The following is a 19,484-nucleotide window of genomic DNA, read 5'->3' on the forward strand; positions in this document are numbered from 1 at the left end:
TCAGTCGATGTCACGGCCCGGATAATCGTCTTCGTCATCCCATTCTTCTGCCGCTGCCGCACCTTCTTCGGTGTCGGTCTGCGGTTCGTGCTGGAATTCCCCTTCATCCCATTCGTACAGCGTCGCCTCTTCCAGCCACTCTTCTTCGAGTTCGATGACGTCGTAATCCTCATCGAAAATGGCCTGTGCAGCGGCACCGCTGCGGAAGGTCAGCGCATCAATGGATTCCCCTTCGGCGCTGAGAAATTCTGCCTGCCACATGATGTCGCCATCCTGCATGATGTATTTCTGCAAATTGAACTGATCGGGAAGCGGCTCTTCATCGCCCTGGATCCTGTCCTGCGCGGCTTCGAGAAATTCTTCGCGGGCGGCATCAATAGCTTCTTCAAGCGTTACGTATAATGACATACTTTCTCCTGTGTTCATTTAGTATGATTAATGAATGATAGTCTAAGTTTTTGCGAGGGTATAAAGCATGGCGATAAAAAAAGTAAAGGCATTTTTATACCCACGAATCAGTACCTTAGAGCAACAAGCGGGCTTTGGTATTGAAAGGCAAATAAGTACAGTTATGGAGTTTCTTACCGAAGCACAACTCCCAGCATCCCTAGGTTACCAGCTTGATCCCGAAAATTACGAATGGTTAGAAAGTGATTTGGGGAAGTCAGCATATAAAGGCCACAACTTCACATCGGGTCAGCTCGGACTCTTCAAAAATAAAGTAGTTAATGGTGAAATTACTGAGGGAGTACTTTTAATCAAAAACGTAGATAGGTTTTCACGTTTGCCTGATTATGAGGCCATAGCACATTTTAATGCTTTAATCAGCCGTGGTATTGATGTTATCGAAGTTGAAAGCGGACAGGTGTTTAGTACTAAAATTGATGGGACACTATCGAAGTTATCAATAGCCATTGAACATTCTCACCAAGAGTCAAAAAGAAAGGCAAGATTAAGTACCAAAAATTGGGCGAAAATGAAAAAGGTTGCCTTAGAGGAGAACAAAGCTTTAAAAAATAATTGTCCTATGTGGTTATCTATAGTGGATGAACAGTATGTAATCAATAATAATATAGTCGATACTATCAATTATATGTTTGTGAAGTTCGTCGAAGGATACGGAGGGGCTACTTTAGTAAGACATTTGAATGATACAGGACGATTATTAAATGGAAAACGTTGGAGTACTGTTTCCATGTATCATACGTTACGCAATAGAAGATTAATAGGATTCATAAAGGATACATTATACTACCCAGTTGTTGTACCAATGTAATAGTCGGCTACGCCTAATTACGTAATCCCTGTACACGTCATCGGGCTGTTAAAGCCATTGCCTACTACCTAATTAAACACGACCAATAACTTTAAGGTTGTTGACCCTATTATATAAACCCCCTTATGACAGTGCTTTCTACATTACTGAATACCCCTTAGAACGCACTACAAGCCTCTTACAGTACTCAATCCATACAAACACCTAGCTATTAATAGAAGTCCGTACAGGCACGTACGGACGCCCATAATCAATAGATAAAAACGATCGATATCAGTTGATCAATAGAAAATATAGATAAATAATTCATCAACACAAAAAGGAGAAAGACAATGAAATTACACCTCATAGCACTTACGGCAGTCCTGGCATTAGCTGGCTGTACAAACACACATCACGCATTCATGGATCACGCATACAGGGCTACCCTTGAGTGACACCGAATTGTAGTGATTAAACATCATACTGATGCGTGGGGACGTGAATACTACCGGCCACAGTTCGAAACAGACTGTCGTAATGAATTTTTATACGAAGACCGTCCTAGTACTGGCGGTTGCTGGATACGTTCTGATCGACTGAGTGATATACAACGCTTTAATGATGAACAGAGCTAGGCAGTAATGAGTTGAAAAATACTACACATGGCGAGATAGGCAACGCATTAAGCTAAGAAATAGCTTTATCACGACGCGACATAAGACTTTTTCAGAATAAAATTTTTGATATGAATAACTAATAGAAATAAAGAGTGAACAATTTGTGCTAAAAATAGATATTTGAATTAACTATTAGCGGAGTAACGAATGGAGAAGTAGTGTAATGACGTTGATTTTTAAGCGGTTTTATCAAATTCAAGATGGTGTATGGTACCCCAAGGGGCTTTATAATTCTTTTTCGAAACTTGACCGGAATTTAATTTCTTCAAAACCATTCAAATATAGCACACACACAAAATAAAGCAATCGCAAATAATTAAAAAAAATTGCTATAGCAAGGCCAACTGATATTATTGGTTTCATCGAAACGCGAATCGAATAAAAACTTAAACTAATGAATAATTCGAAATAGGAAATTTATATGAAAATTACAGCTCTTCATTTTGCTCGTCTCTTCAAACACGTGTTCTGTGTGAACGAAACTACTAAAGAAATTGAAAATAAATTAATACAGGATATGAATCTGTCACCTGTATTTGTAGTTACCGAAAAAACCAATTTCAAACCTTATTTTAATTCTTTCCTTAGTACTTGTAATGTAGTTCCCCCAACAGGAACTACGACAACAATATGTATAGCTATTGGTATAATGGGCAATGGTTGTGATCATCTCACAATAGCGGTTAATGAGAAAACATTCGGTTATAACGATTCCGCCCATCTTATTTGTCCATGCTGCCCGTGTGATGCCGTTATTCAACTAAAAGCACGTACTTAATAACACAGTAATGATTACAATAAAATTCCACACATAAATTTAAAGGAGTATACAATGAAACGACGATGAGTATTACACATAGATTGAAACCAAGAAATTTTCAGTACAGTGAAAATTAAATTTCCGTACGAAAAATGATCAAATTTAAAAAATAATTTTATAGGAGATATATAATGAATGTAAGTACAAAGTTTGGTGAGTATAAGGTAAATGGATGTGTCTATATAATTAATGTCATTTACAACAATGGGGAGTATAAATTTGTAGTTACTAACCTTACAAAACAAGTATCACAAATATACTCTGTTGATAGTGAGACAGCCGAAACGATAGTTAGTAGTTCTGAGTTTGAAGCTTATCTAGAACTTGCTAGTATCATTAAAGATGATATTAAGGCTGGTCGTATTTAAAATTAAAAGGGGCATTACGCCCCTTTTTTTAAACTATTTAAATGTAGGGTTTTTTGGGTGTATTTCTAATTTTCTATATTAAGATTCCTAGGTTTTATTTTATTTTCCCTCTCTTCGTCCTTCGTACCTTTCCTTATCATAAAGACAACAACCCCCCATATTAATAGTAAGGAACAAATAATTAAGAGAGTACAATTGAGATTGTGGGTGATGAAATTATTAATGAGTAGTGAGTCTTTGATTGTAGGGTAAATGAAAGCAAAACACCAAGATAAACAAATAATAGAACTTATGAAGTTATTAATTTTTGAAACTGAATACTTGAATAAATCTCCATTGTCGATGTTAACTTTGTATAAATTACCAGTTACGTAATACTCTAGGACATCGACACTCTTCTCCCAATTGTTTTGCCATGACTTACTACTAATAGTGCTAGCATAGAAACAGACAGATAAGATAAATCCAAGTAAGGATAGGAATAATAATGGTAAAATATGCTCTTCGGATTTTGAAGAATAGAAATAAGCACTATATGCCGTTGCTACAATTGTTATGAATGCCCAAAAATAAGTAGCTCTCTTCCAGTAAAAATCAATTTCGAACTTACGAATATCATGAGCCTTATCTAATGCTTTTACTACTTTTTCATACTGTTGTTTATCAAGATGAGTGATGTTCTCTGAGTTATTAATTTCGCTTTTCAGTAGATAGTTTAAATACTTTTGATGGCTAGGTTCTATGGGTATTGGCTTAAAGCTATTTTCAGAATCGCACATATTAATTCCTAGGGTTAATTAGGTTTATACTCAAAGTAGTTCTTAAGATGTTTACCACCACTAAAGTATATTCTGTATTGAGATGTAGTCTGGTCGTAGATAGTACTTTCATTGGCTCTGTATAAATTCTGTTGTGCTTTGATTAAGCCCTCACAAAGTAATGTGATATTCTGAGCTGCTGGTGGAGACTTAATGGAATTGGTATCAAAATCTGCTAGTAATTTGTCTGTGTTGACTGGAATGAAGTCGGGAGGGGTACGTGATAAAATTTCTGAGATAGATTGTTATTGTTCGAATGTGAATGAATAGTTCAGTATTCATATCTAACAGTTTGTCAATCTCAATTTCTTTGCTTTTTATCATTCTCCAACCATATGTTTCTAAGCTTTTCTTAAGTTCACGTAACTCTGTTGTAACTTTAAGGTTTTCTTTGTATTTCTCTATAAGACTATCAAGGTCTCTCTTTAGAGATATATTTAAAGTACTGACCTCTTCATCCCATACGCCAACGTCACCATTTAAATAAAGTGGCACTTCAATATTCAATATATTGATTACAGATAAATTTAGAGTTCTCTCTAATTTAGGCATTAACTCAAGATTAATTACTTTAGTTATTTCATAGCCATCTTTTTTTACCATATCAGAGAAATAATCTTTAGCTAATAAGTACGCAGCTAAGGCAGCACCTGCCATTACAATGTTAGAGATGGCTATTATAATGTCTGATGTAGTCCCAAAATCCATCACATGATCTCTGTTAAAGGTTGGAAGTACTATAACAACGAAGAGAGCAGTCAGAGCGATTAGGCATAATTTAATATATCGCATATTAATCCCGCTAGATTTTATTTTATACTTCTCGATGATACACTAAAAAAATAGGAATGCTATTCTATCCTTAGATAAGTAATATTCGTTTTAGTATGTGGTATAAAATATCTTCCTCAAGAAGATGTTTTTAATTAAAAACTATGATATTTAAAAAAATAGTCACCTCTGAGCAATAAATACTAGTGTTATACAGAGGTGGCTAGTCATTATGCTTTTTAATTACTTGGTGAATCCACCATATAATAATAAAGTTTTAGTTATTCTCATAAACTCATGTTCAATATTATGTAATACTGATTCTCCTTTCTTACTTCTATTTGTTATTTCATTAAGTAAATACCTGTTTCGAACAGATTCTAAACTGGTTGCGTCAATGTGTTCAAGGGACGGCACAACGCAGGTTTGCCAGTAAAATATCGATGATTCAAAATGCTCTAACCATTTGGAATGAAATTTTTCATTATTTTTCTTATTATTTAAAACATAAACAGAAGTCGCTGCAACTACATCCGCAATTTGAATGCCGTAAGTACTTTTTGAATCTGATTGAATTATTTTTTCATTCAAGTTGAAATTTATTGGGAACTTAATTCCACGGAGTTCTTGATATTTTTGTTCAGTGATACCGATCATGCTATCAAATGCGTCTAAATTAGACGTAAGTGGCTTTGAACTATCGCATATGGCCGTTAGCACAGGATAACGCGTACCCCAATCCGCTAATAAATTATAAAGAGATGTAGTTGTCAGGTCTAAAATCCACTTATCAACTCCAGTACCTTCTAGAGAATCTAATTCTTGTTGTATAATTTCTTTATTACATATGGCAAAGTCCAGAATATCTCGTATTACTGGCGAATGATCAGATGTATTTGACTCATTCATAAATTGAATTATTTCTGATTTACCTCGCATAACTGATTCAAATTGGATATGAATCTGCTCAGCAACTTCTGTTTTAGCACATAATTCAATATATAAATAATTTGATATGAATCTATGGAAGTTGTTTAAATAAAACAGAGAACTCTTATCAGCTAATATAGGCTCGAAGATGTATTCAAAAAACTTACCAGAAAGAGCGTATTTTTTTTCGCTGATTGTCACTCTCATCTTGCCTTTAAAATGCGTCAATATTTCGTCAACAGCGTGTTGGTACTTCTTGCTATTAATTAGCGTGCTACCTTTTAGTTCGCCAGAGTTTATACCATATTTTTCAATCAAGTAATCAATGAATTCTTTACTTTCTTTCTCATCGGTTGCTACAGAAGCATAAGAGAAAAAAGGTTGGTTTTGGTCAAGTAAGTTGTTGCCAGTAAATCCTGATTCGTCAAAATATATTCGTTGGCTCATAATTAGTCTCAGTGTGATTTTTGAAACGTAATGATACATTATTTTTTAAGACTACTGAATGCTCAAAAGTAAGTTCGCATAATTATTTGATTAGCCTGTCATATCTAAACTAACGCCAGACGCACTGTAAGCCATTGAGTCAAAAGTGGAACACTTCTATCAATATATAAATAATGCCGTAGTAATGGATTCAGGCCGCAGTAAGGTACTTCCGCAGCCAGATCTAAAATGAGTATTTTAACGACACTTTAATTATTTTATATATGAAGAATTAAGTACCTACAAAACATAATAATAAGTACTGGAAAGGATTCCAATGAAAACCACTCGAACAAATAAATCTAATCTCACCGTAAGCTACTCCGAACTTTCACGTCGATATGGTTATGACGTTTCAATCATCAGCCGTGAGTGGGTTGAGCGTGGCCTCGATTGCTCAAAGACAAGTGCCGAAATCAATCAATGGATTCTTGATAATGTAATGTCTCCCCTGAGACACACCAATACAAAAGAACAAATTGAAAAAGAACGATTGGCTAAACTAACATCCTGTAAGTATCTCAGCTTTAGTTCCACACACTTTTTGAGATTTCCGGTTTCTCAGCCATCAGCCGGTATTCTTCCGGTGTCAGGTTATTCAGGGATTCATGGGGCCGCTCACTGTTGTATTCATTCAGCCAGCGCTCTGTGATTTCCCGTGCTTCGTTCAGCTGTTCTGAACAGGTAATAATCCAGTATTTCTGTCCGGTACGTCCGGTTAAAGCGTTCGATAAAGGCATTCTGTGTCGGTTTGCCTGGCTTGATAAATTCCAGCATCACGCCATGGTCCTCAGCCCATTGTGCCAGAGCCAGTGATATCAGCTCCGGGCCGTTATCCATCCGCATCTTCAGCGGATATCCACGGTTTGCCACTATCCTGTCCAGCACCCGCACAACCCGCTGCGCCGGGATATTCAGCTCAATTTCTATGGCCAGAGCCTCACGGTTAAAATCATCCACGACGTTGAAAGTCCGAAAACGTCGGCCACATGTCAGCGCGTCGTGCATAAAATCAATCGACCAGCTCTGGTTGAGTGCTTCCGGCGTTGCCAGCGGAGCCGGATTGCGCACCGGAAGACGTTGTTTCCCCTTGCGGCGAAAATTGAGTTTCAGCAGGCAGTAAATCCGGTGAACACGCTTATGATTCCAGGCGTTACCCTGCCTGCGAAGTACCTGAAAAAGCTTCTTAAATCCGTATCGCGGATAGCGTTCTGCCAGTTCAGTCAGCGCCAGGATCACCGGTTCATCACGCCGGGTATCGGGCTGATAAAAATACACCGTCCTGCTCAGCGATACTGTCCTAGATGCCTGGCGGATGCTCATGGAAAATTGTGCACTCAGATAGCTGACAAGCTCCCACTTTATCGCTGGTTTTAGAGCTTTTTTTCAATAACGTCCTTCAGCGCCCGGCATTCCAGACTCAGATCGGCAAACATCTGCTTCAGACGACGATTCTCGTCCTCAAGATCTTTGATTTTTTTGATATCAGCGGCTTCCATCCCGCCATATTTCGCCTTCCAGTTGTAGAAGCTGGCTTCGGAAATAGCGGCTTCGCGGCACACATCTTTGACGGTGCGCCCGGCTTCGACAGACTTCAGAACGGCGATGATCTGGTGCTCGGTGAATCGGATCTTACGCATAGCGATCTCCACAGGTGACATAATCAGTATGTCGGAAGATCTCTAAAAGTGAATGGTTCGGTTAAGCGGGATACTTACAGGGGCAGTACCGTTCACTACAAAGGCAGTACTGTTTACCTGTAAGAAAACGGCATCAGGTGTAAAGACTACTATTCTAATTAAAGATCAACAGGCTCAGTACTTATATGATGTTCTTGTGAAGCCTGATAGCATTTCTAAATTCATTCCTACAAGTAACGCTAGATTAACGAAGCAGGGCAACATTTCTGGATTTTATGCGAATCTTAAAAAAGGCCGTTATAAGATCGTAGAGCAGGGCGGTAAGAAACGCTTGATTGATACCAATCAGAAGAAGAAAGATAAAAGGATTATCGGCGTGCGTGAAAAGAAAAAAAGAAAAATGATCTACGATTTCTATCAACACGCACAAGATGGAGCAATCCTAATATTCAAAGATATCAAAGGAACATTCAAAATAAAAAGAGGTTAACATGTTTGAAAATCATTACGGTGAAAGTACTGCTTATATTACTTTAAGTGGTGTTACACCATTCGCCAATAGTAATCCAATCGAAAATATATTTCTTGGTAAAAAGTTTACTAAAGAACTTCGCAAGAACAATATGTTGTCTAATAGTTTTATGAATGTTTGCTATGAAAAGCAGCAGGCATTTGTTACGGGTACAGTACTGAAATGGAAATTACGTGAAGATATTACTGATGTATATCTTATCGAGGAAAAGAAACTATTTGTTAAAGGCAAGAACTTTTGGGTTTATTGCGTGGGGATTATAGAATGCTAATCAGTACAATTATAGAGTTAGTGAAAACGGGTTTTTCATTCTTCACTAAGAAGCAAAGTAGTGGTCGTGAAGGATAGCAAGAACAGAACAACATTACGCTTGAAGAAACACGCAAAGGGTTTACATGGCGGCAGGCATTGGGCTATGTGCTCACATTCATTGTGTTCTACAACTATGTAGTGATACCACTGTTAGCACTATGTGGTGTAGTAATGCCATCGATAGCACTTGATGAAGTTTGGAAAGTACTTTTTATTTTAATAGAAAACCGACTTAGCATCCATGAGCGGTAACTTACCTCTTTTTATGCAAATATAGAACCCCCCATATAGTATGTAATATTATTACCCTGTAGGAAAAAAATTAAGAAGATTTTTAATAAATTTGCATAGATTGAATGCCATGGAAAAATATGTTCCATAAAATTGTTACTTTAGGTAGATAAAGTTTATCATTTTCTTGAATTGGTGAAAATTTGATCAAATTCAGTTGTCATTATTTTTGTGCAAAATTTCAGTGCGGAATGATAGTTTTCTTCAAACAGATTGAATGTCTCTATAAATTCATTATGTTTTACGGGGATGCTATTTTCTATAAACTCATAAAAAATATCCACATTATGACCAATATCGATCATAAACTCTGTTAGAGGAAAAGCATAAAATCCTTCATTGTATTTAAAACCCCATACCTCAAGCTGGTTCTGTAGTGACAGTGTAGTATAAATATCCTCTTGAATTAGATCAATGGTTTCACTAATGACTTTATTATCTATTTTTGACTGTTTTAAATAGTCTTGGTTTGTGTCAAAACCTTTGAGATTATGATTTTTTGCAATATGTATGTATGGATAGATTGTTACGATTTTTTCTTTTATAATTGCTATAGTGTCAATTATATGCTCACATTTTTTGAATCCCTTTTCGTTGACTTTACTATCAAGCCACTTATTAACTCTATAGGCTGAGTGTATTGCTAATATAAAAGCAGACAATGCTATTAAAGCTGAGAATCCCGCAGGGGTTATTTTTTTGGGATCTTTAAAGAATAACCAGTTAAATCCCTCGGTAATAACAATACCCATAGAGATACAAAATATGTGAGAAATGCGAAACCTAATTAATGGGTTTTTAAATTTCATTACTATTGATGCCCTATATTTCTACATGGCAAATATTTTACTATGAAAGTAAACCAGTAACAACTTAAATTAGATCTACTATTAAATACTTCCACTGCCTATTATAAGCATATTAATAATATAGACTAACGAATGTTTGTATGTACGTTTGAAGCAGGATGCGGGATTGATACTTCGATTTTCAAAGATCAATGGCACGGAACGAGTGTCGTGTGCGAAGTGGTTACGGTTGAGTACTAAACAAACTGTTTATATTCTATGTAAAGTATTCTTGTGCTTCTTCAAGCGTTACGTACATGCTCATTGTTGTCTCCTGAGTTGAAATGGGGTGTAGCTAAAAAGCGTGTGGTGTAAATAGTGTTATGAATGAACAGGTAACAACCACTCGTCAGTAAAAATGCTGATTCAATGAGTGTTGTCGATAAATGACAGGATGCAAGTTTTCAGAGAAAAACAGTCTGACCATTGATGTTTTTTTGGAAAGCTGGCGGGAAAAAGGAATCGCACAGACACAACTGTCAGCACTTTCCCTGATTTGCAAAGGCTGTGAAGGGGAGGGGTAAAGGTTTAGCAAACGCAAGGCGGGGCGTGAAATTGAGGGCTACAGTGACCCTGAACTTTCAAGATTAAGGTGACTTTTATGAAGACTCTTTCCCGCGCTTTACTCCTGCCGCTGTGTGCGCTTGCCGTGCTATTCAGCGTTTCCAGTCAGGCCAGTGAAAATACGCATCCGCAACCACCTGTGAACATGTTCCACGGAGAAGGTTTGCCGCTGCCGCCGCCACCGATGATGATGGGGTTCTGCCATCCGGGGCAATTGTTTTGTGCCAGCGTGGCCAGTGATAACCCGACAGCCACCATTCAAAAACTGACGTCTGTGCTGCCTGCGACGACGGCCGGCAAGCATTACGAAGTGCGTCTGGTGGTTGTTGAAGTGCCCGACGATATGCCGGTGCCGCCGCAACCTGACAAAGCACCTTAAATCGCGTCAGGCAGGGCGGCCGCGTTTAATCGGTCATCGCCTGACGTGGCCGCCGTTGCAGACACCAGTATGAGTAAAATGCATTGAACAGCACCACCAGCGCCGTGACACAAAATACTGTCCTGAAGCCATAACTTGCTGACACCGCTGCACCGAGCAGCGGGCCGGTGACATTACCGACGTCACGGAACGACTGGTTGTAACTGAATACCCGACCGGCCACCTGATTGGTGCAGTTATAAATCAGCAGCGTCTGAACGGCGGGCAGCAATGCGCCATCCGTCGCGCCGAGCAGGAAACGTAAAATCCCCAGTTGCAGCGGCGTTTGCACGAAAGCCATCGGGATCAGCAGCAACACTGAAATCCCCATCATCGCCACCAGAATACGCTCCGGCCCGATCCTGTCTCCCAGTTTGCCCAGCCTCGGTGCACTCATCAGCGCGGCCACACCCGGTACGGAGGCTATCATCCCGCTGATAAAGGCAAGATTCTGCGTATCCCCCGCCAGTTCACGCACGTACAGCGTGAGGATGGGCGCGATAGAGCCTGTCGCTACCTGAATAATCATCGTCGTGACAAACAGGCACAGCACCAGTTTTGGATTTTTAAGGGAAGCGAATACCTGCTTGCGATTGAGCATGTCCTTTTTATTGACGGGAACGAACTGCTCACGAATGCAATACAGCGTCATCACGAAGCACAGGAAAAGTACCGCAGCGGTGATGAAGAAAACCGGACGCAGTCCGTAGCTGTCAGCGAGCAACCCGCCTACCAGTGGCCCGAGCAGCGCGCCGCTGACGCCGCCGGTGGAAAGTGTACCCAGCGCCCAGCCGCTTTTATTGCGCGGGATCTGGGTAGCAATCAGTGCATTGGCGTTGGGAACAAAGCCGCCGAGTAAACCGAGCAGGGCGCGGAGCACCAGAAACTGCCAGATATTTTGTGCGAATCCCATCAGCACCATGACGATCGACATACCGAGCGCGGAACGCAGCAGCATGATCTTACGGCCCTTACGGTCGGCGAGGCCGCCCCAGAATGGCGAGGCAATAGCGGAAAACAGAAAGGTGATACTGAATACCAGACCGGACCACATGTTCAGGGATTCATGGCCCGTCACGCCCAACGTTTCTACGTATAACGGCAGAAAGGGCATGATCAGGCTGAATGCGGCACCGGTAAGAAAGCAGCCAATCCAGGCAACAAACAGATTACGTTTCCAGTTAATGGGTTCTGGGGCGAGTTCAGGTTCAGGAGCCGAGGTCATAAATTACCGGAAAAAAGAGGTCAGGTTCGCTCTGTAATGGCAGAAAGAAACAAGGCAGAGCACAAGTAACAATCAGTCAGATGGATAATTATGCGCCTAATTATCATCCACTTCAATGATGTTAATGAACTGTAACAAGCGGAGTAAAATACAGGTTTAAAAAATTTGGCGGACTGAAGGAGATCAATAATTTGGCAAAAAGCAAAAAAAAACGGCCAGTGATGAGGCTGGCCGCGACAGACACAAAAAACCAAAATAAAACGTAATTAACGCAGGGCCGGGTTTTTCATCACGGAATAACGGCCACTGCCAAGGAACATGATCACCAGACCGCCGAAGAAATAGAGCGCTTCGCCTTCCAGACCCCATGCGCCGACGTCGGTGACCGTAAAGAATTTACCGGCGACAACCAGGAAAACGGCAACAAGAATATTGAATGCCATCACCAGTGCGGCAGGGCGGGTGAAGATGCCCAGAATGATCAGTACCGGAGCAATCACTTCACCGATGTACGCGCCGTAAGCGATAAAGCCAGGCAGGCCAGCGGCGACTAACATGTTGGCGATCCAGCCGACGCCGTTCTCGATTTTAGCCACGCCGTGAAACAGGATCAGAATACCGAAAGTGAGACGTAACAGAAGCTTACCAAAATCAGGATGATCGGTGGCGCGGGTAAAAGCAGTGTTCAGTTTAGCCAGCATAACAGTTTCCTTTCGGGAGAGACTCGTTGATCACGCGGCCCCTAACGTTCCGGGGTAATCACGTGGGGAAATTATGCTGAGAGTATTGGCCTAAACGCCATGAGATAAAATCTGATAACTTTGAAGAAGTCTGTCAAAAAAACTGTTTAAGCAAATCAAAAATAAGAACCGGTGCAGTGAACCTGAACCGGCCCTCTCATCAGTCACTCAACTTTTTATAGAGTGAAGGTTCGCCCTGCGGACGCGTTTTAAAACGGCGATGCAGCCACATATATTGCTCCGGTGCCTGACGAATTTCATTTTCGACCACTTTATTCATGTACGCAGCGGCAACGACTTCATCATCCAGTGGGAAATCGGCGACCTGAGGATGAATGATCATCTCATAGCCTTTCCCGCCTTCAAGACGACGCGGGGTGAAAGGAATGATCGCCGGTTTGCCCATTCGCGCCAGCAGGTAAGTCCCCGTGGTGGTCGCGGCTTTATCCACCGCAAAGAACGGCACAAATACGCTGGCACGCGGGCCGTAGTCGTGATCCGGTGCGTACCAGATGATGTCGCCCTGCTTGAGGCTGCGGATCATGCCTTTAAGGTCTTTGCGGTCCAGCATGCCTTTATTAGAACGCATACGGCCTTTGGTCTGGATCCAATCCATCAGCTTATTGTCATGCGGACGGTAGACGCCGACACCCGGATTATGGATACCAAAGATACGCGCACCAAGCTCGAGGGTGAGGAAGTGGACACCGATTAACAACACGCCTTGCTGGTTGTCGCGTGCACGTTGAATGTGTTCAAGACCGCTGACGCTGAACCAGCGTTCGATACGCTTGTCAGGCCAGAACCACGCCATGCCCGTTTCAAACAACCCCATGCCGACGGATTCGAAGTTTTTCACCACCATATCTTCCCGCTGGTCAGGGTGCATATCAGGGAAACAAAGTTCGATGTTACGCGACGCGATTTTGTAGCGGCGTTTCAGAAAGCGCATTGAAAAGCGGCCTAAGCCTGTACCAATACGATAAATAACCGGATAAGGCAGTAACACCAGCGCGTAAAGTAATCCCAGACCTAACCAGGTCATCCAGTAACGCGGATGCAGTAATGAAAGAGTAAAAGTTGGAACCTGAGTCATAAAATCTCTGCGTCATAATAATCGAAGTAGAAAATATATAAGCTCTGTCTGGTGCAGCAGCCCGCTACATAAGTACGTTCACTCCCCGTATGGAGTGCGTGTTATGCGTTAATTATTTGTAGCAAAGTGACATATTGTGGCACTTTTTGGTGCGAGGTGAAAGGCGTCGGCACTAATACCTCATTTTTTGGTATTCACTGCCTGAATGGAAAACAATCTGCTCTATTTATAAGCCGCCGTTAAGTAAACGCGCTTCTTTCCGACTGAATATCAGCAGAGAACCGGCTTTTGTCAAATAAACGGGCAGCCAATTAGGCTGCCCGCGGGGAAATTTACAAAGGAGGATTAATCCGGCTGGAATAAACCTTTCACGCTGTGCGGCTCGCTGCGCCAGTACTGTTTCGGTGCGGCTACCTTCGCGCCCAGTTTGGCAGCAGCATGCCACGGCCAGCGCGGGTTATACAAAATACCGCGTGCTAGCGCGATCATATCGGCCTGACCGGTACCGATAATTGCTTCTGCCTGCTCCGGCTCGGTGATCAGGCCAACGGCAATCACCGGCATTTTGACGTAACGTTTAATGCCGTCCGCGAAAGGCACCTGGTAGTTCGGGCCAACGGCAATTTTCTGCTGAGTGCTCAGGCCACCGCTGGAGACGTGTATATAACTGCAACCCAGCGCATCCAGCGCTTTTGCCAGCGCAATAGACTGCTCCAGATCCCAGCCGCCTTCCACCCAGTCAGTTGCGGAAATTCTCACGCCCACCGGTTTGTCGGCCGGAAATGCCTCGCGGATGTCCTGGAAGATCTCAAGCAGCAGCCGCATACGGTTTTCCAGTGAGCCGCCGTACTGGTCGGTGCGCTGGTTCGACAGCGGTGACAGGAACTGATGCAGCAGGTAGCCGTGCGCTCCGTGCAGTTCGAGTAAATCAAACCCCAGACGATCGGCGCGGCGGACGCTGTCAACATACGCCTGTTTCAGTTGTGCAATGCGTTCCAGCGACATCGCCTCCGGGGCTTCAGTGCCTTCAGCAAAGGCTGCGGCAGAAGGGGCAACGGTTTGCCAGCCTCCGGCGGACTGAGGAATTTGTGCGCCTCCTTTCCAGGGTGCGGCACAGGATGCTTTACGCCCTGCATGGCCGAGCTGCAGGCCAAGGGGCATATCGCTGTTTTCGCGCAAACCCGTGATAAGGCCCTTCAGTGCAGCCTCGGTTTCGTCATCCCATAGCCCCAAATCCTCGGCAGAAATGCGCCCGACGGCTTCAACGGCGGTCGCTTCGAGGATCAGTAAACCTGCCCCGGAAAAAGATAACTGACCGAGATGGGCATGATGCCAGGATGTGGCTTTGCCGTTATCCGAGGAATACTGGCACATTGGCGCGATCACAATGCGGTTTGGGAGTGTCAGCTTGCCCAGCGTAATCGGTTCAAAAAGCTTGCTCATGTTTCCTGCTCCTGCGAAAAGTTGAATCGTCGTTAAATCCCGAAAATGGATAACACCTAAGCATAGGTTATCGTAATTATCTCGGCGGCAAGGTGCAGCGGGTGTTTTTCTGTTGAGGAATTTGCAACGGGAGATGTCCTCAATGTTGCTTTAATGTATAATCTTGCCGCTTAAAAGTGACCAATCTTTAAATTCCCCGAAAGACAGGAACGTACACCATGCCAGTGTTACATAACCGTATTTCTAATGAGGAACTGAGGGCGCGTATGTTGGCTGAAACTGAGCCGCGCACCACTGTTTCTTTTTATAAGTATTTCCAGCTCGACGATCCGAAAGCCTTCCGCGACGCCCTCTATATCAGCCTGACGCGCCTGAATGTATTTGGCCGTATTTACGTGGCAAAAGAAGGGATTAACGCTCAGATAAGCGTCCCGCAAAGTCAGTTTGAGGCCTTCAAAACCGAGTTGTTTACCAGCCATCCGGCGCTGGATCAGATCCGTCTGAACATCGCGCTGGAAGATGACGGCAAATCCTTCTGGGTTTTGCGCCTGAAAGTGCGTGACCGCATTGTGGCGGACGGTATCGACGACGAAAGTTTTGACCCGTCAAAGATCGGTGAATACCTGAAAGCCGAACAGGTCAATGCGATGATCGACGATCCGGACACCTTGTTTGTGGATATGCGTAACCATTACGAATACGAAGTGGGGCATTTCGACAAGGCGATTGAAGTCCCTTCGGATACTTTCCGCGATCAACTGCCGATGGCCGTCGATATGCTGAAAGAAGACAAAGACAAGAAGATCGTCATGTACTGCACCGGCGGTATTCGCTGTGAAAAGGCCAGCGCCTACATGCTGCACAAGGGTTTTAAAAATGTGTATCACGTAGAAGGCGGCATTATTGAATATGCACGCCGGGCGAAAGAGCAGGGCTTACCGGTGAAATTCAAAGGCAAAAATTTCGTCTTTGATGAACGCATGGGTGAACGTATTTCAGACGACGTGATCGCACACTGTCACCAGTGCGGCACGGCCTGCGATAACCACACCAATTGCAAAAATGACGGCTGCCATTTGCTGTTTATACAGTGCCCGACCTGTGCGGCGAAGTTTGACGGTTGTTGCAGTGAAATCTGCATGACAGAACTGAAACTGCCGGTGGAAGAACAGCGTTCCCTGCGTGCAGGACGTGAGAACGGGATCAAGATTTTCAATAAGTCCAAAGGGTTGTTGCAAACCACCATGCACATTCCTGCGCCTGAAAACGACTGATACGTTTTCCCGAACGTAAAAAGGCCCTGACTGGCAATGCCATGCAGGGCCTTTTTTATGAGGCAGGAATTATTTCTCCTGGACGCCTTCAACAGAGATGATCAGCTCAACATTCTGAGAGGCCGGGCCCAGATCGGTGGTGATACCGTAGTCTTTCAGGGCGATAGTGCCAGCCGCCTCAAAGCCTGCGCGGTAACCGCCCCACGGATCTTTGCCCTGACCCAGTAATTTAGCCTGCAACGTCAGCGGTTTCGTCACGCCGTTCAGCGTGAAATCACCGGTTACGGCCAGGTTTTCACCTTCTTTCTTCACTGACGTTGATTTGAACGTTGCCTGCGGATGTTTGCCGACGTTCAGGAACTCTGCGCTGCGCAGGTGTTTATCGCGTTCAGCGTGATTGGTGAAAACGCTGGTGGTGTTGATGGTGACGTCAACTTTATCGGCTGACGGATCTTTTTCATCAAAAGTAAAACCGCCGTCGAAATCATTAAAGCTGCCGTACAACCAGCTGTAGCCTAAGTGTTTGATACGGAATTCAATAAAGGCGTGCTGGCCTTCTTTGTCGATTTTGTAATTCGCGGCCGTTGCTGAACCGGCTGCCAGTAACAGCGATGCCAGCGTCAGTCCCAGGGTCGTCTTTTTCAACATGGTGATTCTCCATTGTCCATATGTGAAGAGCAGAAAGTGAAACGGGTCAGCGTCCGAGCATGCGTGTCAGGGTGCTGTCCCGGTCAATGAAATGGTGCTTAAGTGCCGCGAGCGCATGGAATGCAGAAACAATCACAATTCCCCACGCCAGCCATAAATGGATCGTCCCGGCGAGATCTGCCTGCTGGTTCAGCCCGAAAAGCGTCGCGGGGATTTCAAACCAGCCGAACACGCTGACTGCCTGACCTTCTGCCGTGGAAATCAGGTAACCGCTGATCAGGATGGCAAACAGACCGGCAAACAGAAGCACATGTGCCAGCCAGGCGCCGAGGCGGGTTTTAGCGCTGTAGGTGCTCAGGGCTTTTGGCGGAGGGGAAATAAACCGCCACGCCAGCCGGAATACCATGGCGACGAAAAGTAATACGCCAATGCTTTTATGTATTTCGGGCGCGCGGTGATACCAGGTATCGTAATAACCCAGTCCCACCATCCATAAACCCAGGGCAAATAATCCGTAAACGGCAAGAGCAACGCCCCAATGAATCAACACGGAAATATGGCCAAAGCGGACAGGCGTATTTCTCCACTGCATATAAAGCTTCTCGTTCAATATGATATTTTCGAAAGCTAAACATATTGAAACATCTTGGCAATATTTAATTATCAAAAATGTCGATTAATTTCATTTGTTCATTATTTTTGATGCTAATGACCACTGCTTGTTCAATGGTTTCGGTTTTGTTAGCGAGGTACGCCGTAAAATTGAAGGAGGCCCGGACTGGCGGGCGATTGTCAGGTTTTGTCATGCAAGGTAAAGATTATTCCACTTCTAAAAATTTGAGTAAAAAACGTAATTTCTCCCGTGATTAATAATTTCTGATGTATCCCGTTGAGGCTAAAAATACGGGGGTGAAATATCCTCATATAATTCCCTGTATATAGTCCTAAAGTTTAAATATTTCTTAAATAGAACGTAAAGAAATATAAGGGTGACGACGTAAGTGATCGAGATCAGGTTGCGAAATATTTCCGAAATTATACTTACGGAAAATTTTGCTTAGGAATTTTCTTATATTCCTTATATCTGATGTCTGCTGATGCTTGTTGGTACATTTTTGACAGCGCAGGCCTGAGACATCACATGGAGAGTGACGCTATGGTATTTCCTGCAATTCGCCGCCTGACCACAGGTACACATATTACTGCTATCGCGGCGGTCATGGCTTTTTTCCTGCTCCATTGCGGCGCAGTGAGCGCGCAACCACTCCCGGTTGTCGGCACCGTGACCATCGCCACTCAGACCGAGGGCGTGAACCGCACCTATCTTGGTCGCCTGGAAGCGGTGCAATCAGTCAACGTTGCCAGCCGTACTGAAGGTTTTATTGCCCGCCGTGTCTTTGAGGAAGGGCAATTCGTTAACGCGGGTGATCTGTTGTATGAGATTGAGCCCGCATTGCATAAATCTGCCGTCGCCCAGGCCAAAGCGCAGCTCGACAGCGCCAATGCCACCGCGCGCCACGCGCAAACTCACCTTAACCGTATTCAGCGTCTGGGAGATGCCCGCACTGTCAGCCAGTCTGATGTGGATGCTGCAGTGGCGGCACGTGATACCGCGCGGGCAGCGGTTGCACAAGCACAAGCCGCGCTAAAAACGCAGGAATTACAGCTGAGTTATACGCGCATTACTGCGCCCATTTCCGGGCGTATCGGCGTCAGCCATTTTCATACCGGCAGCCTGGTGAACCCGGCCAGCGGGACACTGACTGAAATCGTTCAGCTTGATCCGGTGCGGGTGGTGATTTCCGTAAATGAACGAGATTTTCTCAGCGCCAGCCAGAACACCGGTTCGCTTGAACAGGCGATGTCCGGGGAGAATATGGCACTGTCGCTGCGTCTGTCGGATGGTTCTCCGTACATGGCCGCACCGACCTTTGAATCCCTGGGCAACCGCATTGATGCGCAAACGGGCACCGTCGCCGTCAGGCTGGTGGTGGCGAATCCGCAGCATCGTTTGCTGCCGGGCGGTACGGTAAACGTGCTGGCGGAACCGCAATCTGATGCCCGTCTGCCCGTCGTGCCAGCCAATGCATTGCAGCAAAATCAGGCCGGTCATTTTGTCCTGCTGGTCAATGCGCAACAGCAAATTGAAGCGCGACCGTTACGTCTGGGGGCTCAAAATCCTCAGGGCTATTTCGTGCTGGAAGGTTTGCAGGGCGGAGACAAGGTGGTAACCGAAGGTCTGCAATGGATCCAGCCGGGGATGAAAGTCTCAACGCGGGATGCTCAGGGTGTTTCAACCGCTCAGACGACTCAACGTTAAGGAAC

At 44.0% G+C, this 19,484-nt stretch carries 19 protein-coding genes and 1 pseudogene; 8 read left to right on the forward strand and 12 right to left on the reverse strand.

Going from position 1 to position 19,484, the window contains the following annotated elements; translation table 11 throughout:
- Complete coding sequence (locus ABSH60_RS16800; RefSeq protein ID WP_183846373.1) at window positions 1–408, reverse strand: MysB family protein; 408 nt, start codon at window positions 406–408, stop codon at window positions 1–3.
- Between the two features lie 67 nt (window positions 409–475).
- Here ABSH60_RS16800 and ABSH60_RS16805 point away from each other — a divergent pair, with 67 nt between their 5' ends.
- From ABSH60_RS16805 to ABSH60_RS16815, 3 genes are all read left to right on the forward strand, one after another.
- The gene (locus ABSH60_RS16805) at window positions 476–1,276 is read left to right on the forward strand and encodes a recombinase family protein (RefSeq protein WP_390974890.1); all 801 of its coding nucleotides are present in this window, start codon (window positions 476–478) and stop codon (window positions 1,274–1,276) included.
- 1,080 nt (window positions 1,277–2,356) lie between these two features.
- Entirely contained in the window at window positions 2,357–2,713 is a 357-nt protein-coding gene (locus tag ABSH60_RS16810) for a hypothetical protein (RefSeq protein WP_390974892.1), read from the forward strand.
- A 173-nt stretch (window positions 2,714–2,886) separates the two neighbouring features.
- A complete protein-coding gene (locus ABSH60_RS16815) occupies window positions 2,887–3,123 on the forward strand; it encodes a hypothetical protein (protein ID WP_390974894.1) in 237 nt (78 codons plus the stop codon).
- A 65-nt stretch (window positions 3,124–3,188) separates the two neighbouring features.
- Here the strand turns inward: ABSH60_RS16815 and ABSH60_RS16820 are convergent, their stop codons facing one another.
- From ABSH60_RS16820 to ABSH60_RS16835, 4 genes and pseudogenes are all read right to left on the reverse strand, one after another.
- On the reverse strand, window positions 3,189–3,902 hold the full coding sequence (locus ABSH60_RS16820) for a hypothetical protein (protein ID WP_390974896.1): 714 nt from the start codon (window positions 3,900–3,902) through the stop codon (window positions 3,189–3,191).
- Between the two features lie 204 nt (window positions 3,903–4,106).
- Entirely contained in the window at window positions 4,107–4,733 is a 627-nt protein-coding gene (locus ABSH60_RS16825; protein ID WP_390974898.1) for a hypothetical protein, read from the reverse strand.
- A 222-nt stretch (window positions 4,734–4,955) separates the two neighbouring features.
- On the reverse strand, window positions 4,956–6,089 hold the full coding sequence (locus ABSH60_RS16830; RefSeq protein WP_390974900.1) for a DUF3800 domain-containing protein: 1,134 nt from the start codon (window positions 6,087–6,089) through the stop codon (window positions 4,956–4,958).
- Window positions 6,090–6,655: 566 nt separating this feature from the next.
- A pseudogene (locus tag ABSH60_RS16835) lies at window positions 6,656–7,768 on the reverse strand (IS3 family transposase).
- A 52-nt stretch (window positions 7,769–7,820) separates the two neighbouring features.
- Between ABSH60_RS16835 and ABSH60_RS16840 the strand changes: the two are divergent.
- Both ABSH60_RS16840 and ABSH60_RS16845 read left to right on the forward strand, forming a co-directional pair.
- Window positions 7,821–8,258 carry a hypothetical protein gene (locus ABSH60_RS16840; protein ID WP_390974902.1) on the forward strand — a complete coding sequence of 146 codons (438 nt, stop codon included), beginning with the start codon at window positions 7,821–7,823 and terminating at the stop codon, window positions 8,256–8,258.
- Window position 8,259: 1 nt separating this feature from the next.
- On the forward strand, window positions 8,260–8,571 hold the full coding sequence (locus ABSH60_RS16845; RefSeq protein WP_390974904.1) for a hypothetical protein: 312 nt from the start codon (window positions 8,260–8,262) through the stop codon (window positions 8,569–8,571).
- Between the two features lie 451 nt (window positions 8,572–9,022).
- Here ABSH60_RS16845 and ABSH60_RS16850 read toward each other — a convergent pair whose 3' ends face one another.
- Window positions 9,023–9,712, reverse strand: a complete 690-nt coding sequence (locus ABSH60_RS16850) for a hypothetical protein (RefSeq protein WP_390974906.1) — start codon at window positions 9,710–9,712, stop codon at window positions 9,023–9,025.
- 640 nt (window positions 9,713–10,352) lie between these two features.
- Between ABSH60_RS16850 and ABSH60_RS16855 the strand changes: the two genes are divergently transcribed.
- On the forward strand, window positions 10,353–10,694 hold the full coding sequence (locus tag ABSH60_RS16855; RefSeq protein WP_390974907.1) for a hypothetical protein: 342 nt from the start codon (window positions 10,353–10,355) through the stop codon (window positions 10,692–10,694).
- A gap of 25 nt (window positions 10,695–10,719) precedes the next feature.
- Here the strand turns inward: ABSH60_RS16855 and mdtG are convergent, their stop codons facing one another.
- From mdtG to ABSH60_RS16875, 4 genes are all read right to left on the reverse strand, one after another.
- Window positions 10,720–11,958 (reverse strand): multidrug efflux MFS transporter MdtG, encoded by a 1,239-nt coding sequence (gene mdtG, locus ABSH60_RS16860; protein ID WP_390974909.1) that lies wholly within the window; start codon window positions 11,956–11,958, stop codon window positions 10,720–10,722.
- A gap of 266 nt (window positions 11,959–12,224) precedes the next feature.
- Window positions 12,225–12,659, reverse strand: a complete 435-nt coding sequence (locus ABSH60_RS16865) for a DoxX family protein (RefSeq protein WP_056778690.1) — start codon at window positions 12,657–12,659, stop codon at window positions 12,225–12,227.
- Between the two features lie 199 nt (window positions 12,660–12,858).
- Entirely contained in the window at window positions 12,859–13,794 is a 936-nt protein-coding gene (locus ABSH60_RS16870; protein ID WP_390974912.1) for an LpxL/LpxP family Kdo(2)-lipid IV(A) lauroyl/palmitoleoyl acyltransferase, read from the reverse strand.
- Window positions 13,795–14,139: 345 nt separating this feature from the next.
- On the reverse strand, window positions 14,140–15,237 hold the full coding sequence (locus ABSH60_RS16875) for an NADH:flavin oxidoreductase/NADH oxidase (RefSeq protein ID WP_183846401.1): 1,098 nt from the start codon (window positions 15,235–15,237) through the stop codon (window positions 14,140–14,142).
- Between the two features lie 218 nt (window positions 15,238–15,455).
- On the opposite strand from ABSH60_RS16875, the gene ABSH60_RS16880 reads away from it, so the two are divergent.
- A complete protein-coding gene (locus ABSH60_RS16880; protein WP_056778700.1) occupies window positions 15,456–16,511 on the forward strand; it encodes a rhodanese-related sulfurtransferase in 1,056 nt (351 codons plus the stop codon).
- A gap of 69 nt (window positions 16,512–16,580) precedes the next feature.
- On the opposite strand, the gene ABSH60_RS16885 is transcribed toward ABSH60_RS16880, so the two are convergent.
- Both ABSH60_RS16885 and ABSH60_RS16890 read right to left on the reverse strand, forming a co-directional pair.
- Complete coding sequence (locus tag ABSH60_RS16885) at window positions 16,581–17,156, reverse strand: YceI family protein (protein ID WP_122096104.1); 576 nt, start codon at window positions 17,154–17,156, stop codon at window positions 16,581–16,583.
- 49 nt (window positions 17,157–17,205) lie between these two features.
- Complete coding sequence (locus tag ABSH60_RS16890) at window positions 17,206–17,751, reverse strand: cytochrome b (RefSeq protein WP_136377554.1); 546 nt, start codon at window positions 17,749–17,751, stop codon at window positions 17,206–17,208.
- A 627-nt stretch (window positions 17,752–18,378) separates the two neighbouring features.
- Between ABSH60_RS16890 and ABSH60_RS16895 the strand changes: the two genes are divergently transcribed.
- A complete protein-coding gene (locus tag ABSH60_RS16895; RefSeq protein ID WP_390975796.1) occupies window positions 18,379–19,479 on the forward strand; it encodes an efflux RND transporter periplasmic adaptor subunit in 1,101 nt (366 codons plus the stop codon).
- The last annotated feature ends 5 nt before the right edge of the window (window positions 19,480–19,484 follow it).

Origin of the sequence: Rahnella sp. R3(2024) (assembly GCF_042920125.1) — a bacterium.
Taxonomy (GTDB): domain Bacteria; phylum Pseudomonadota; class Gammaproteobacteria; order Enterobacterales; family Enterobacteriaceae; genus Rahnella; species Rahnella rivi.